Origin of the sequence: Arthrobacter sp. SLBN-53 (genome assembly GCF_006715585.1) — a bacterium.
In the GTDB taxonomy this organism is placed as follows: Bacteria; Actinomycetota; Actinomycetes; order Mycobacteriales; family Mycobacteriaceae; genus Mycobacterium; species Mycobacterium neoaurum_A.
This window is the reverse complement of the sequence record NZ_VFNN01000001.1, coordinates 2,427,256-2,442,222: the sequence shown is the minus strand read 5'-3', so window position 1 is coordinate 2,442,222 and position 14,967 is coordinate 2,427,256. Positions and strand designations below refer to the sequence as shown.

The 14,967-nt window shown below is 66.8% G+C and carries 16 protein-coding genes and 1 tRNA gene; 11 read left to right on the top strand and 6 right to left on the bottom strand.

Features of this window, described 5'->3' with window-relative positions:
- The first annotated feature begins 2 nt into the window (after positions 1-2).
- The 4 genes from FBY28_RS11675 to FBY28_RS11660 are packed head-to-tail and all read left to right on the top strand — an operon-like array spanning position 3 to position 3,104.
- Positions 3-1,109: an ABC transporter ATP-binding protein gene (locus tag FBY28_RS11675; RefSeq protein ID WP_141866886.1), complete on the top strand. Its 1,107-nt coding sequence runs from the start codon at positions 3-5 to the stop codon at positions 1,107-1,109.
- Positions 1,110-1,757 carry an ABC transporter permease gene (locus tag FBY28_RS11670; RefSeq protein ID WP_141866884.1) on the top strand — a complete coding sequence of 216 codons (648 nt, stop codon included), beginning with the start codon at positions 1,110-1,112 and terminating at the stop codon, positions 1,755-1,757.
- Entirely contained in the window at positions 1,727-2,524 is a 798-nt protein-coding gene (locus tag FBY28_RS11665; RefSeq protein ID WP_353618516.1) for an ABC transporter permease, read from the top strand. Before FBY28_RS11670 ends, FBY28_RS11665 begins: the two co-directional genes overlap by 31 nt.
- Positions 2,517-3,104 (top strand): putative glycolipid-binding domain-containing protein, encoded by a 588-nt coding sequence (locus FBY28_RS11660; protein WP_216847636.1) that lies wholly within the window; start codon positions 2,517-2,519, stop codon positions 3,102-3,104. The genes FBY28_RS11665 and FBY28_RS11660 overlap by 8 nt, the downstream gene beginning before the upstream one ends.
- Here the strand turns inward: FBY28_RS11660 and FBY28_RS11655 are convergent.
- The gene (locus FBY28_RS11655; RefSeq protein WP_216847635.1) at positions 3,067-4,026 is read right to left on the bottom strand and encodes a prephenate dehydrogenase; all 960 of its coding nucleotides are present in this window, start codon (positions 4,024-4,026) and stop codon (positions 3,067-3,069) included. The genes FBY28_RS11660 and FBY28_RS11655 overlap by 38 nt on opposite strands.
- A gap of 81 nt (positions 4,027-4,107) precedes the next feature.
- Here FBY28_RS11655 and FBY28_RS11650 point away from each other — a divergent pair, with 81 nt between their 5' ends.
- The 3 genes from FBY28_RS11650 (at position 4,108) to FBY28_RS11640 (ending at position 5,221) form a co-directional block, all read left to right on the top strand.
- The gene (locus FBY28_RS11650; protein ID WP_141866879.1) at positions 4,108-4,626 is read left to right on the top strand and encodes a tRNA adenosine deaminase-associated protein; all 519 of its coding nucleotides are present in this window, start codon (positions 4,108-4,110) and stop codon (positions 4,624-4,626) included.
- Entirely contained in the window at positions 4,623-5,075 is a 453-nt protein-coding gene (locus FBY28_RS11645) for a nucleoside deaminase (RefSeq protein WP_019510879.1), read from the top strand. The genes FBY28_RS11650 and FBY28_RS11645 overlap by 4 nt, the downstream gene beginning before the upstream one ends.
- Before the next feature lie 55 nt (positions 5,076-5,130).
- Positions 5,131-5,221, top strand: a tRNA-Ser gene (locus FBY28_RS11640).
- A 42-nt stretch (positions 5,222-5,263) separates the two neighbouring features.
- On the opposite strand, the gene FBY28_RS11635 is transcribed toward FBY28_RS11640, so the two are convergent.
- Together FBY28_RS11635 and FBY28_RS11630 are read right to left on the bottom strand one after the other, a co-directional pair.
- Positions 5,264-6,163, bottom strand: a complete 900-nt coding sequence (locus FBY28_RS11635; protein WP_174241611.1) for an aminoglycoside phosphotransferase family protein — start codon at positions 6,161-6,163, stop codon at positions 5,264-5,266.
- A 2-nt stretch (positions 6,164-6,165) separates the two neighbouring features.
- On the bottom strand, positions 6,166-7,944 hold the full coding sequence (locus FBY28_RS11630; protein ID WP_141866875.1) for an alpha/beta hydrolase: 1,779 nt from the start codon (positions 7,942-7,944) through the stop codon (positions 6,166-6,168).
- Between the two features lie 91 nt (positions 7,945-8,035).
- Between FBY28_RS11630 and FBY28_RS11625 the strand changes: the two genes are divergently transcribed.
- Entirely contained in the window at positions 8,036-9,199 is a 1,164-nt protein-coding gene (locus tag FBY28_RS11625) for a zinc-binding dehydrogenase (protein ID WP_141866873.1), read from the top strand.
- A gap of 189 nt (positions 9,200-9,388) precedes the next feature.
- Here FBY28_RS11625 and FBY28_RS11620 read toward each other — a convergent pair whose 3' ends face one another.
- Positions 9,389-10,711: a PE-PPE domain-containing protein gene (locus FBY28_RS11620; RefSeq protein WP_141866871.1), complete on the bottom strand. Its 1,323-nt coding sequence runs from the start codon at positions 10,709-10,711 to the stop codon at positions 9,389-9,391.
- A 112-nt stretch (positions 10,712-10,823) separates the two neighbouring features.
- On the opposite strand from FBY28_RS11620, the gene FBY28_RS11615 reads away from it, so the two are divergent.
- The gene (locus FBY28_RS11615; protein WP_141866869.1) at positions 10,824-11,165 is read left to right on the top strand and encodes a DUF732 domain-containing protein; all 342 of its coding nucleotides are present in this window, start codon (positions 10,824-10,826) and stop codon (positions 11,163-11,165) included.
- 84 nt (positions 11,166-11,249) lie between these two features.
- Here the strand turns inward: FBY28_RS11615 and FBY28_RS11610 are convergent, their stop codons facing one another.
- Complete coding sequence (locus FBY28_RS11610) at positions 11,250-11,762, bottom strand: lipoprotein LpqH (RefSeq protein ID WP_141866867.1); 513 nt, start codon at positions 11,760-11,762, stop codon at positions 11,250-11,252.
- 119 nt (positions 11,763-11,881) lie between these two features.
- Entirely contained in the window at positions 11,882-12,328 is a 447-nt protein-coding gene (locus tag FBY28_RS11605) for a lipoprotein LpqH (RefSeq protein WP_141866865.1), read from the bottom strand.
- Between the two features lie 57 nt (positions 12,329-12,385).
- On the opposite strand from FBY28_RS11605, the gene tgt reads away from it, so the two are divergent.
- The gene (tgt, locus tag FBY28_RS11600) at positions 12,386-13,615 is read left to right on the top strand and encodes a tRNA guanosine(34) transglycosylase Tgt (protein ID WP_141866863.1); all 1,230 of its coding nucleotides are present in this window, start codon (positions 12,386-12,388) and stop codon (positions 13,613-13,615) included.
- Between the two features lie 112 nt (positions 13,616-13,727).
- Complete coding sequence (locus tag FBY28_RS11595) at positions 13,728-14,945, top strand: saccharopine dehydrogenase family protein (protein ID WP_141866861.1); 1,218 nt, start codon at positions 13,728-13,730, stop codon at positions 14,943-14,945.
- Positions 14,946-14,967: the final 22 nt, after the last annotated feature.

Below are 14,967 nucleotides of genomic sequence, written 5' to 3'. Positions count from 1 at the left end.
CGATGATCACCTTCACCTCCGTCACCAAGACCTACGCCGATGGCACCGTCGCCGTGGACGACCTGACCCTGGAGGTCCCCGAGGGCACGCTCGCCGCGTTCGTCGGACCCTCCGGCTGCGGCAAGACCACCTCCATGCGGATGATCAACCGGATGATCGATCCCACCTCCGGCACGCTCACTGTCAACGGGGAAGACGTCACCAAGGTCGATCCGGTCAAGTTGCGACTGGGCATCGGCTACGTCATCCAGAGCGCCGGACTGATGCCGCATCAGCGGGTGGTGGACAACGTCGCATGCGTCCCGGTGCTCAAGGGACAGTCGCGACGCGAGGCGCGCAAGGCCGCGCTGGGCGTACTGGAACGTGTCGGGCTGGATCCCAAACTGGCGCAACGCTACCCGGCGCAGCTTTCCGGTGGTCAACAGCAGCGTGTGGGGGTGGCGCGGGCGCTGGCCGCCGACCCGCCGATCTTGCTGATGGACGAACCGTTCAGTGCGGTGGACCCCGTCGTGCGTGAGGAATTGCAGACCGAGATCCTGCGGCTGCAGAGCGAGCTGCGCAAGACCATCGTCTTCGTCACCCACGATATCGACGAGGCGCTCAAGCTGGGGGAGAAGGTCGCGGTGTTCGGCCGCGGTGGGGTCCTGCAGCAGTTCGATCCGCCGCAGCGCCTGTTGTCCAATCCGGCAAACGATTTCGTCGCCGGATTCGTCGGCGCCGACCGCGGCTACCGCGGTCTGCAGTTCCTGCGCCACAACGGCCTGCCGCTGCACGACATCCAGCACGTCGGTGAACCGGGTATCGACGCACTTGAGCTCACACCGGGCCAATGGGCGCTGGTCACCAAACCCGGTGGTGAGCCGTACGGCTGGATCAACGCCGAGGGGGTGGCCCTGCACCGCGGTGGGAGTTCGCTCTACGACAGCACCATCGCCGGCGGCTCGCTGTTCCGGCCCGACGGCACACTGCGGCTGGCGCTGGACGCGGCGCTGTCGTCACCGGCGGGCCTCGGTGTCGCGGTGGATGAGAACGACCAGGTCCTCGGCGGCATCCGCGCCGAGGATGTGTTGGTAGCCATCGACGATGAGCGCAAGCGGCGGACCGGGTAGATGCAGTATCTGCTGACCCACCTCGACAACGCGTGGACGCTGACCCTCATCCACCTGCGGCTGTCACTGGTGCCGATCGCGCTCGGCCTGCTGATCGCGGTGCCCCTGGGTGCGCTGGTGCAGCGCACCACGGTGCTGCGGCGGGTCAGCACAATCACCGCCAGCATCATCTTCACCATTCCCTCGCTGGCGCTGTTCGTCGTGCTTCCGCTGATCATCCCGACCCGCATCCTCGATGAGGCCAACGTCATCGTGGCGCTCACCCTCTACACGACCGCGCTGCTGGTCCGGGCGGTGCCCGAGGCGTTGGATGCCGTCCCGCCCGCGGTGCGCGACGCGGCCACCGCCGTCGGCTACCGACCCTTCACTCGGGTTGTGAAAGTCGAACTGCCGCTGTCCATTCCGATCCTGGTGGCGAGCCTGCGGGTTGTCGCGGTGACCAACATCTCGATGGTGTCGGTGGGTTCGGTGATCGGCATCGGCGGATTGGGCACCTGGTTCACCGAGGGGTACCAGGCCAACAAGAGCGGCCAGATCATCGCGGGCATCATCGCCATCTTCGTCCTGGCGGTGGTCGTCGACACGCTGATCCTGTTGGCAGGCAAGGCGATCACACCGTGGACCCGAGCGAAGGCCGGTGCGGTATGAACTTCCTGCACGAGGCGCTGGCGTTCATCTTCACGGCGCAGAACTGGACGGGGCCTGCCGGCCTCGGCATCCGGATCGTCGAGCACCTGCAGTACACCGGCATCGCGGTGGTGTTCTCGGCGTTGATCGCGGTACCGATCGGCCTGATCATCGGACACACCGGGCGCGGGACCTTCCTGGTGGTCACCGGAGTCAACGCGTTGCGCGCCCTGCCCACCCTCGGTGTGCTGCTGCTCGGGGTGCTGTTGTGGGGGCTCGGGCTCATCCCGCCGACCGTCGCGCTGACGCTGTTGGGCATCCCGCCGCTGCTGGCGGGCACGTACTCGGGGATCGCGGCCGTCGAACCGTCGGTCGTCGACGCCGCCCGGGCGATGGGGATGACCGAACGCCAGGTTCTGTTCCGGGTCGAGGTGCCCAACGCGCTGCCGCTCATCGTCGGCGGTCTGCGCACCGCGACGCTGCAGATCGTGGCGACCGCCACGGTGGCCGCCTACGCCAGCCTCGGCGGCCTCGGCCGGTACCTGATCGACGGGATCAAGGTACGAGAGTTCTATCTCGCCTTGGTGGGTGCGTTGATGGTCACGTTGCTGGCCCTGATGCTCGATGCGCTGCTGGCCGCCGCGGTGTGGTTGTCCCAGCCCGGTGCCGACCGGTTCACCAGGTCGCGCGATCTGCCGCAACCGCTGCTCGACGACGAGGTGGCGTTGGAATCGGCCAACGTGGCTACGGAGCCCGGGGGCCGTCGCATACGGTATGAGGGTGACTGAACCAGCCGAAGCGTGGCCCGCGATCCTGACCTGGCGAGCACACGATGTGCCGAGGATGGAGTCGGTGCGGATACAGCTTTCCGGTAAACGGATCAAGGCGTACGGCCGTATCGTGTCGGCCGCCACCTCGACCGATCCTGCCTTCAGCGCCTCCTATGACCTGGTCACCGACGAAGTGGGCGCCACCAAGCGGTTGTCGCTGACGATGACGCTGGCCGAGCGGGAGCGCCAGCTTTCCATCGCCCGCGACGAAGAAGGCATGTGGCTGGTCCGCGATCACCAGAACCAGACCAGCCGCGCCGCGTTCGACGGGGCGCTCGATGTGGATGTGGTGTTCAGCCCGTTTTTCAACGCGCTGCCGATCCGGCGCAACGAACTGCACAAGGGCGGTGGACCCGAGTCGCTGACCCTGCCGGTGGTCTATGTGCGGTTGCCCGAGCTCAGCGTCGAGTTGGAGAACATCACCTACACCCGCGAGGCCGACGGGTTCGGGCTGAAGTCGCCGGTCGCCGAGACTGTCGTCACCGTCGACGCCGACGGGTTCATCCTGGACTACCCAGGACTGGCAGCGCGGATCTGATCACCCCGCCGGCCCGCCCGGCGGCGGCCAGTTCGTCCCGCCACTGCGGGGCGCCGATGGTGACATGCAGGATGTCGGGCCTGCGGAAGCTGTCGTAGCGAACCCGGGCGGCGTGTCCGGACTCGACCAGCGCGGCCACCGAGGTGTGGGTGCGTAGGTGGTCGCGAGCGTCGGTGAGCAGTTCGATGGCCCGATCCAGGCCGGTCGCCAGGTGGTCGGCGTTGGCCTCGCACATGGCGCGCACCAGATCGGGTGCGGTCGCCGCGACCCGGGTGCCGTCCCGGAACGACCCGGCGGCCAGCGCGAACGCCAGCGGGACATCGGCTGCGGTCACGGCCAGCGTCTCGGCCAGCAGATGCGGCAGGTGCGAGATGGCGGCCGCGGCGGCGTCGTGCTCATCGGAGCGCGCGGGCACCACCACGGCACCGCAGTCCAGGGCCAGCCGCATGACCTGAGCGAAGACGGCCGGGTCGACGTCATCGTCGACGCTGATCACCCACGGGGCGTCGACGAACAGGCCCGCGTCGCCGGCTGACCAGCCCGAGTGTGCGGTGCCGGTCATCGGGTGCCCACCGACGAAGCGTGATCGCAGACCGGCCTTCTCCACCGCGGCCAGCACCGCGCCCTTGACGCTGATCACATCGGTCAGCGCGCAACGCGGGGCGACGGTGCGGATGTGTTGGAGCATGCCGGCCAGTGCAGGCATCGGCACCGCAAGCACGATCAGCGCCTCGGTGTCCGCGGCACGCGTCAGCGCCTGGTCGAGGGCGGCGGTGGCGTCGAATCCATCGGCCTGTGCGGCGCTCACCCCGTCGACCGATCGGTTGTAGCCGAACACGGTGCGACCCGCTGACGTGGCGGCCCGCACCACCGAGCCGCCGATCAGTCCAAGGCCCAGCACGCATACCGGTGTGTCGGTCACCGCTCTAGGTTGGCACATGGTTGATGGGGACTGGCTGTGACCGCTGGTCAAGCACATGGCGGACGACTAGCGTAAGCGGCCATGGGAGCACAGCGGGCCACCGCACAACAGGCTGCCGACCTGCCCGGTGGATTCGCCGTCGCGGTCGTCCGGGAGGACGGCAAGTGGCGGTGTACCGCCCTGCGTCGGGCGGCGCTGAACAGCTTGTCCGCGGCCGAGACCGAGTTGCGTGAGCTGCGCAGCGCCGGTGCGGTGTTCGGGCTGCTCGACGTCGACGAGGAGTTCCTGATCATCCTGCGGCCGGCCCCGGCGGGCACCCGGCTGCTGCTCTCCGATGCCACCGCCGCGCTGGACTACGACATCGCCGCCGAGGTTCTCGACACACTCGATGCCGATATCGACGACGAGGACCTGGAGGACACCGACCCGTTCGAGGAGGGCGATCTGGGGCTGCTCGTCGATATGGGCCTGCCCGAAGGGGTGCTCGGGGTGATCATCGCCGACGAGGAATCCGAGATCGAGGAGCAGATCACCGCGATCGCCGAGCGGATGGGCTTTGCCGACGAACTGTCCGCGGTGCTGGACAAACTGGGTCGGTGAGCTCCGACAGCGAGCTGATCCGGCAGGCGCTGGAGGCGGCCCGGCTGGCCGGGCCCGACGATATCCCGATCGGTGCAGTGGTGTTCGGGCCCGACGGGACGGAGTTGGCCCGTGCGGCCAATGCGCGGGAGGTCCTGCGTGATCCCACCGCGCATGCCGAGATCCTGGCGATGCGCGCGGCGGCCCAGGTGTTGGGCGACGGCTGGCGGCTGACCGACTGCACCCTGGCGGTCACGGTGGAGCCGTGCACGATGTGCGCGGGCGCGCTGGTGATGGCGCGGGTCGGTCGGCTGGTGTTCGGGGCGTGGGAGCCCAAGACCGGCGCGGTGGGGTCGCTGTGGGATGTGGTGCGCGACCGGCGACTGACGCACCGTCCGCAGGTGCGCGGCGGGCTGCTGGAACGCGAATGCGCCGCCCCGCTGGAGGAGTTCTTCGCGCGGCATCGTTGAGCCACTCTCGGCACGCGATTAGGGCTCACGGCGACCGCCCGGTAAGCTTCCCGCCGGTGGCGTGTCCGAGCGGCCTAAGGAGCACGCCTCGAAAGCGTGTGACGGGTAACCCCCGTCCGAGGGTTCAAATCCCTCCGCCACCGCCATAGCCCCGATCCTGCTGACGCAGGTGAGGGGCTGTTTCATGCTCAGGCCCCGAAGTCGGCCTGGATCCTTTCCAGCGTGCGACGGCAGTTGGTGCTCATGACCGGGTTGCTGTCCACGTAGTACCAGACCGCGCCCATGGCCTGTTGGAACGCCCACCCGCGGCCACGTTGCCATTCGTCGTCATCGCAGCCCAGATATGTGCGCAACAGTTCGCGACGGCGATCGTCGAGCAGATGCCAGGCGCTCACGAGGTCCAGTGCCGGATCGGCCGCCGCGAACCCGCTGACATCGAGCACCCCCGCGAGGCGGCCGTCGACGGTCAGCACGTTGGGTGGGATCAGGTCGCCATGGTTCATCACATCGGGGGAGTCGCCGCGCGGCAGCACGCGTACCTCGTCCCAGATCGCGCGCAAGGTCGACACATCGAGCAAGTCTTCGCTGTTGGTCAGGCACAGCTCGATCCACTCGTCATAGGACCCCAGCTCGCCGCCGCGGCCGTTGCCGTCATAGGTGCGGCCGCGGGTGTCGATGGCGCGGACCGCGAGGATGAACTCACCGAGATCGGTGGCGAAGACATCGGATCGACAGCAGTTGTCCGCGGTCGCGGGGCTGCCGGGTAACCAGGTGAACACCGACCACGGCAGGGGATAGCCCGCGCCGGGTTCGCCGATCGCCAGCGGAACCGGCGTGGCAACGGAGGTGCGCCCGCTCAGCTCTCGTGCCACTTCGGCTTCGTGCTCGAGGTCGTGCCGCACCGCCTCGACGTCATCGTTGGGCTCCAACGGAAATCGGGCAACGACGCGGTCCCCGACTCGGAAGATGGCGTTGACCGTGCCCGCCCCGGAAACCGGCTCGACGGGCAGACCCGCCCACTGCGGAAACTGCTCGGCGATGAGTCCGTAGACCGTGAGCGGCGAGACCGTCAGTTGGCCGGGGTGCACGCTCAGACGGTGACGGCGACGGTGGCGGGGGTGGGTACCGACCGCCCGAGCACCACTCCGTACGCGGTGCCATCGGGCGTGCTGATCGGCAGTGTCGACCCGGGCACCAGATCGTCACCGTTGTCGGTGTCACCGTCGAACCAGTCGTTGAACCACTCGGCGCTGAGCTGCCAGACCGCAGGCGGGTTCTGCGGCTGCGGGAACCCGGCCAGTACCGAGGCCAGGAATTGCACGATCGGATTACCGCCGCGCATCGAGTCCATGTGGACACCGCCGGCCAGCACGACGCCGTTGAACCGGCCGGGCCGCGCCGCGTTCAGCGATTCGTTGATATTACTGATGAAGTTGAACAGGTTGGGCGGAGCGCCGATCTCGCGGACCGGGATGTAACGTCCGGTGGCGTCCTCATAGGCCTGCAACTTGGCCAACGCGTCCGGCATGACCGAACCGGTCGGCACGCCGTCCAGGGTGATCACCCCGACGAGATCGTCGGCGGCGCCCTTGTCCACCAGGTATCCGGCGACGGCGCCGACCAGCTGACCACCGGCGGAATGCCCCGCCAGGCCGAACTTCTGGGGCAGCACACCCACGTAACCGGCGTCGCGTGCGCTGTCGTTGAGGGCGATCCGGTCACCGACGAACAGCTCGGCGATGTTGTTCCACATACCTGCGCCGTTGAGCCACGCGTCGTCGTCGGCGAAGAAGTTCGACGAGAGCGTGGGGGTGACGACGATGCTGTTGGTGCGGACCGCCAATTCCGCGGCGGTGTAGCTGTACATCGGTGCCAGCGCGAAGAAGCCATGCTGCAACAGGATCAACCGGTCCGGCTGCTGCGCGCCCTCGGGCACATCGGGGAAGTACCAGTTCGCCTGCACCCGTTGACCATTGGCGAGCAGGATGGTGGATGTGCGCACCGTGACCGGGCTGTTGGCCGGAACCGCGGGTGGGCCTGTCAGCAATGCCTCCAGCGCCTGGATGGTGTTGAACACCAGCGACCCGACGCCCCTGATGAGATTTTCGGTCAGGCCCTGCAGCCAGCCCAGCAGGTTGGGCAGCGCGGGGGCGAATGCGCGTTCGACGGGCGGCTGCTCGACCACGACCGCCATGGACACGGCCGGGGTTTCGGAAACCCGTGCCGTCGTGGCTTCGCGATCGAGGATGCGCTCGGAGGTCACTGAGGACTCGGTCACCAATGGAGCTGAGGGCTCGGTCTTCGAGGTGGTGCCGGTCTCGTTCTCGCCGGATGTGCTGTTCTCGGGATCCACGACCACGGGAGTGCTGATGGTCGGTACTACCGCGGCGGGGCGGGTCTTCTTCCCGAGGACGGTCTCGGCCTCGTCGGTGCCGTCGGGGGGTGTCGTCTCGTGGTCCCCGGGGGTGACCTCACGCTCGGGCTCGGGCTGGGGTTTGAGTTCCGGTTCGGTGCCGATCTCGGAACCGGACTCATGCTCGGTGTCGGTGTCGGTGTCGGTGTCGGTGGCCGGTGTCGTACTGCCTGCCTTGTCGCGGGTCCCGGTGTCGGACTTGTCGTCGGACTTGGTACCGGTTGCGCCGGTAGAACCTGACGGGCCGGGAGTCTCCGACGTCGTATCGGTCTTTGTCCGCTGCGTACTGTCGTTGGCCGGACTCGATGCCGACCCGGGGCCCACCCCGCCGGACGTATCGTCGGCGACTGCGGCACCGGCGCCGGCCAGCACCGCAGCCGACACCCCCGCCGACAACAAACCGGCACTGACCCACGCCGAAAGCCGCTCCATGAAGACCCCTGACCCTGTGCTCATCGAATCGTCTCGAATATTGACACTGACGACAGCTTAACGGAGCAGTTTCGAGCAACGGCCATACTCGAGGATCGACGAAGGGAATCACCCCATGAGGGCTGTCAGTTGTAAGGCCGGCGAATTGTCGGTGATCGAGATGCCGGCACCACGACCCGCCGCCGGTCAGTTGCTGCTCGACGTGCGTCGATGCGGAATCTGCGGGTCCGACATCCATGCGAAGGATCACGCCGATGAGCTGACGGAGGTCATGGCCGCCGTCGGATACCCGGACTTCATGAACAGTTCCACGCCGGTCGTGCTCGGGCACGAATTCTGCGGGACAATTGTGGAAAAGGGTCGCGGAGTTGCCAAGGAATTCACGTCCGGCGCCACGGTCGTGTCTTTTCCTCTGATTCGCGCCGCGGGCGGGGTGCATCTCACCGGACTGTCCCCGCTGGCTCCCGGCGGCTACGCCGAGCAGGTGCTCGCCGAGGCATCGATGACGTTCGTGGTGCCCAACGGTTTGGACGTCGACACAGCAGCCCTCACCGAGCCGATGGCCGTCGCACTGCATGCCGTGCGGCGTAGTGAGATCAGCCGCCGCGATACCGCCGTCGTCATCGGCTGTGGCCCGGTCGGCCTGGCCGTGATCTGTCACCTGAAGGCCAAGGGTGTGGGCACGATCATCGCCAGTGACTTCTCCCCGGGTCGCCGTGCCTTGGCCGCCAGATGCGGGGCCCATGTGGTGGTGGATCCGGCCGTCGAGTCGCCGTATGAACGTTTCGACCGGCAGAAGGGTGTGATCACGGCGGCGCCGCAGCTGTACGAACTGGGTGTCGGTTCTATGGAGAAGCTGCGCAAGGTGCCGGGCTGGTCGCACCTCTACCGGCTCGCGGAGTCGTTCGGCGCGGCCGGGCCGAAGCGGCCGGTGGTGTTCGAGTGCGTGGGTGTGCCGGGAATGATCGACGGTGTGCTGGCGGCCGCGCCGGTGCAGTCCCGCGTGGTCGTCGTCGGTGTATGCATGGGCGAGGACCGTTTTCGGCCGACGCTGGCCATCGGCAAGGAGATCGATGTGCGCTTCGTCTTCGGCTACACACCGCTGGAATTCCACGACACCCTCAACCTGCTGGCGGAGGGCAAGGTCGATGCGTCTGCGCTGGTGACCGGGACCGTCGGCCTCGACGGGGTCCAGGCTGCCTTCAGCGCACTGGGTGATCCGGAATCGCATGCCAAGATTCTCATCGACCCCACCAGCTCAGCGGTCGAACCCGGTTAGTCGGATCGTCCAAAGCTGTTCACGCGCAGTTTGTTCGGGCATTTCCGGTGAGTAGTCGCAGATGTGTCACAGTGGCCTCACCATGCGTGACACCAGGCGAAAGCGTCTCCGGTTGAGTGACCCGCTGTCGTTGTCGTTCGAGATGCACCGAAGAGTGTTGCTGGCCAGACTGAATCGTCGGCACCGTCGTCAGGCCGCCTCCGCGCCGGCGTCTCGCTCGTCCTGATCGGCGGCGGGTTCGTCGTCGGTGGCGCGCGCATCGTCATGCCCGGGCTCGGGAAGCGGCGTGACGACGGTGCTCCGATCGTCGATCTCGGTCGGATCATCGATGCCGTTCTCGACGTCGCTCTCGATGTCGTCACGCTGGTCGGTGTCGTCCCGCGACGAGGTGCGCCTGCCGTTCTCCGGTGCAGATCCGAGGTCATCGAAGTCGGGATCGATCGTGGGAGCTTGGGGTGGTTTGGGCTGGGACTCCGAGGACGGCGGGGCCGGCGCGACCTCGGGTCGGTTGGCCGCCGCCGGCCGCGCCCCGGTCAGGTTCTCCAGCCCCTCGCGAACGGCATCGGGAATCGCCCGCAGTGCCTCGACCATCTTCGGTATCGGCGTCATCAGCGAAAATGGTTGATGAACTTGCGGATTGAGGTTTTGTCGGTCGGTGTAGGCCATATCGACGAGCACCCTGAGCAGTGGTTCGACGGCACCGATCAACCGTTCGGCGAGCGGAGACTGCCCTAGGAAGCGTGCCACGTCGCGAAGGGGTCCGAACAGCGGTAGGTGCTCGTTGGGTACCAGGACGTAGCGGTCCATGACACCACCCGGCTTGGTGATCTCCTTGATCAGGAGCACCGCTGAATCCAGATCGATCGGGTCGTAGAACGGGTCGGGGTGGGCATACGCCGCGGCCAGCAGGGTGTTCAGCAGCGCGAGCGGGTTGAAGTAGGCGGGAAAGTCGGCGTATGTGTCGTATTCCATGGTCACGTAGGTCGTCCCGTACACCGAGGGGGCCGCGACTCCCATCGCCGGGATCATGCCGGGGATCCCGAGGAAGGGAAATCGGGCCAGGATGCCGCCGTTGGGGATGAAGGGGGCGGCGATCTCCAGAAAGCTGAGGTCGCCGGGGTCCGGCGCGACCGCGGCACCGTCGAGGTCGCGCTTGATCTGCTCGGTGAGCAGCGTTCCCTCCGAATATCCGACAAGGATCACCGCGCCGGTCGTGGCGGCCAGATGTTCCCGAAGGATCGGCATGCCGACCCGCACGCTGTCGATCATGTTCAACGACGCCGGGTAGAAGGACGGGATATAGGTGTGGTCCGGCGGGCCGATCTTGCCGCGGAGCTTGTCCGGAATGCGTGCCGCGGCGGGGTCGTCGCGGCCGCCGATGCCGATGACCGTGGCGTTCGGCGCGATGGCGTACTGCACCGGTGCGCTCGCGGTGATCACGCCGCTGACAAGCCACGACGAGATCAGGATTGCGGTGAGCAACGCCAATGGCGTGCGGAAAACTCTCCCCATGCATCCCCCGACGCATCATCCACAAAACGATGTGCGGGGGACGTTACTCGCGGCGGGCGCGTGTGGACGGAATTCTGTCGAACTTCTTTAAGCGCGATTAGAGTCAGCGGTTATGAAGGCGATTCTGGCGACCGCTGCGGCCGCAGCGATGGGTCTCGGTGTTCTGTCGGCGGCGCCGGCCTCGGCGGATACGGTGGCCTATCTGGTCAACGTGCATGTCCGGCCGGGCTACAACTTCCCCAATGCCGAGGCCGCCATCGGTTACGGCAACACCGTCTGTGACCGGGTCGCCGCCAAGATGCCCTATGCCGAACTGGTCAACCAGCTCAAGGCCGATTTCCACACCACCGACTACTACCAGGCCGGTTACCTGATCAACCAGGCCGTCAACGAATTGTGCCCGGCGCAGATCTGGCAGTTGCGCCAATCCGCGGCCGGTTACACCGGGCAGTGAAAAGACGGGCAGTGAAAAGACGGGCAGTGAAAAGAACGGTGGCGCCCCATTTCGGGACGCCACCGTCGTTCGTGCCGGTTCCGCTCAGGGGCAGGTGACCGTGATCTCGAATGGCTTGCTGACCGGGCTCATGGGGTTGGCCATGTCGATTCCGGTGGCGGTGCCGCTGATGGTGTAGGTCTTGTCGGCCTTGGTTGCCGTGGCCTCACCGCCGGCACCCTGCGTGAATCCGAGGGTGACACCATTGACGTTGCCCAGCGCGACCGAGCTGACGCCGGTGCCGTCCTCACTGACGACCGCGGCGATACCGGTGAGGCCCTCCCCGATGGCGATATTCACGTTGCCACCGCTGGTCGCGCAGACCACCGAACCCTGTACGGCCTGGTCCTGGCCGTCGATGGTGACCTTGGTGGCACCGGATTCGGCTGCCGCCGACGATTCGGACGGGGCGCTGGTGGCCGCCGCCGATGTGCTTGCCGCCGCGCTCGTCTCCGAGGCGGTCGACTCAGTTGCTGACTTGTTGTCCGAGGAACAGCCGGACAGACCGGCGATGACGAGCGCTGCGCCCCCGACGGCCACTACGAACCCACGCTTCACCACGAATCTCCTTGATGTTGTGCGATCGATCAAGATCGCCCGATGATCCACGTGCAGTATGGGGCGCACAGCGGCCGATAAATCCCGATTGAGCGAAAATCTCCGCAGTTCGGGGCGGTTCAGCATGCAACGCGCAGCGTGAACTTTCCGTCCGAGGTGAAGCTGGCCGCGTCGGTGCGGAAGCCGGTCGCGGTGCCGGTGATGACGAAAGTCGGGCCGATCATGCTGACCTCGGCGTCCGGTTCGCCGAGTCCGGCGTTGTAGTTGCCGGTGAATCCGGCCAGGTTGCGGATGGCCACCGACTGGGCCGACAGCTCGTCACCGTTGGAGACCAGTGCGCTCACCCCGGAGTCGGGGTCCCCGGTCTGGATGTCGGTCGAGAATCCCTGCGATGTGCACCGCACCTGGTGGGTGGTGCCGCCGTCGCGTCCGTCGATCGTGATGTGGGCGGTACCCGCCGCCAGCCCGCCCTCGGGCACCGGGGCAGCCGGGCTTTCGGAGGAGCAGGAGGCGCAGGCGGCAGCCGCCGCGGATGCCACGGCAAGGACGAGCCAGGGTTTCCTCATGGGAGTGAATCTAGCGGCGGCGCGGGAGTGGACACAGCCGCTTGATTGAATGTCCGGATGTTCTTCGAAGTGCAGGCCGAGTTGCCCGGGCGTCCCGGACGCGTCGGCACCATCCACACGCCGCACGGCGATATCCAGACCCCGGCCTTCATCGCGGTGGGCACCCAGGCGACCGTCAAGGCCGTGCTGCCCGAAACCATGAAAGAGATTGGTGCTCAGGCGGTTCTGGCCAACGCCTACCACCTCTACTTGCAACCGGGCCCGGATGTGGTCGACGAGGCCGGCGGGTTGGGTGCGTTCATGAACTGGTCGGGACCGACGTTCACCGACAGCGGCGGCTTCCAGGTGCTGTCGCTCGGCGTGGGATTCAAGAAGGTGTTGTCCATGGACGCCACCCGGGTGCAGGCCGATGACATCATCGCCGAGGGCAAGGAGCGGCTCGCCCACGTCGACGACGACGGCGTCACCTTCCGCTCCCATCTCGACGGGTCGACGCACCGCTTCACCCCAGAGGTCTCTATCGGTATCCAGCATCAGCTCGGTGCCGACATCATCTTCGCCTTCGACGAGTTGACCACGCTGGTCAACACCCGCAGCTATCAGGAGCAGTCGGTGCGGCGCACCCACCGATGGGCCGAGCGCTGCCTTGCCGAACATCATCGACTCACCGAGGTCCGCCATGACAAGCCCTACCAGGCCCTGTTCGGGGTGGTCCAAGGAGCGCAGTACGAGGATCTGCGGCGCCAGGCCACCCGCGATCTTGTCCGCATAGGTGAGGGCGCCGGCCCGGCGGAGGGGCGCAGCTTCGACGGGTACGGCATCGGTGGTGCGTTGGAGAAGCAGAATCTGGCCACCATCGTCGAGTGGGTGACCAGCGAACTGCCCGCCGACAAGCCGAGGCATCTGCTGGGTATCAGCGAGCCCGACGATCTGTTCGCGGCGGTGGCCGCCGGTGCGGACACCTTCGACTGCGTGTCGCCGTCGCGGGTGGCGCGCAATGCCGCGGTCTACTCGGTGCACGGGCGGTACAACATCACCGGTGCCCGGTACAAGCGCGACTTCACCCCGATAGACGCCGAGTGCGACTGCTACACCTGCGCGCATTACACCCGCGCGTACATCCACCACCTGTTCAAGGCCAAGGAGATGCTGGCGTCCACGTTGTGCACCATCCACAACGAGCGGTTCACCATCCGCCTGGTCGACAGGATCAGGGCGGCGATCCTGGCCGGGGAGTTCGATGAGCTGCGAGCCGAGGTGTTGGGCCGCTATTACGGCTCGCGGTGACGGGCATCCGACTTCGCTTTCCGTCGCCATATAGCGCCCAGACGATCAAATCGGTGTAAAACTACGGGAGAAATTCACTATTTCGTCAGTCTCGCCCCCGTAGGGTGGGGTGATGCGAATTCTCTTGGTGGGCGCCGGCGGTGTCGGTTCGGCGTTCTGTGCCATCGCCGCACGGCGGGACTTCTTCGAGCAGATCGTGGTCGCCGACTATGACCTGGTGCGCGCCGAGCGGGCCGCCGGATCGGTCGGTGACCCGCGCTTCAGCGCGGCACGGGTCGACGCGACCTCGGCCGATGCGGTCGCCGAGCTGGTCCGCGCGCACGGCATCACCCATGTCATGAACGCCGTCGACCCCCGGTTCGTCATGCCGATCTTCAACGGCGCGCACGCCGGCGGGGCGGACTACCTGGACATGGCCATGAGCCTGTCGGTGCGCCATCCCGACAAGCCCTACGAGCTGACCGGGGTCAAACTCGGCGACGAGCAGTTCGAAGCCGAACAGCAGTGGCGCGACGCCGGCAGGCTGGCGCTGGTGGGTATCGGGGTCGAACCGGGCCTTTCTGATGTTTTCGCCCGTTACGCGGCCGACCACCTGTTCTCCGATATCGACGAGCTGGGCACCCGCGACGGATCCAACCTGACCGTCGACGGCTACGACTTCGCGCCGTCGTTCTCGATCTGGACCACCATCGAGGAATGCCTGAACCCGCCGGTCATCTGGGAGGCGGACCGGGGCTGGTTCGTCACCGAACCCTTCAGCGAGCCAGAGGTTTTCGACTTTCCGGACGGCATCGGACCCGTGGAATGCGTCAACGTCGAGCACGAGGAGGTGCTGCTGATGCCACGCTGGGTCGACTGCAAGCGCGCCACCTTCAAGTACGGACTCGGCGAAGAGTTCATCGAGGTCCTCAAGACATTGCGCAAACTCGGCCTGGACCGCACCGAGAAGGTGCGCGTCGGTTCGAAGAACGGCCCCGTGGAGGTGTCTCCGCGCGATGTCGTCGCCGCCTGCCTGCCCAACCCGGCAGACCTGGGGCCGAAGATGAAGGGCAAGACCTGTGCCGGGCTGTGGGTCACCGGCACCGGCAAGGATGGACAGCCACGGTCGACGTACCTCTATCACGTCGTCGACAACGAGTGGTCGATGGCCGAGTACGGGCATCAGTGCGTGGTGTGGCAGACGGCGGTCAACCCCGTTGTCGCCCTCGAGCTGCTGGCCAACGGCGTCTGGAGTGGAACCGGGGTGCTGGGGCCCGAGGCGTTCGACTCCGTGCCGTTCCTTGAGCTGCTGACCGCATACGGTTCCCCCTGGGGCCAAAAGGAGCTGTAGCCTCACGCTGTCCGGGAAGGGA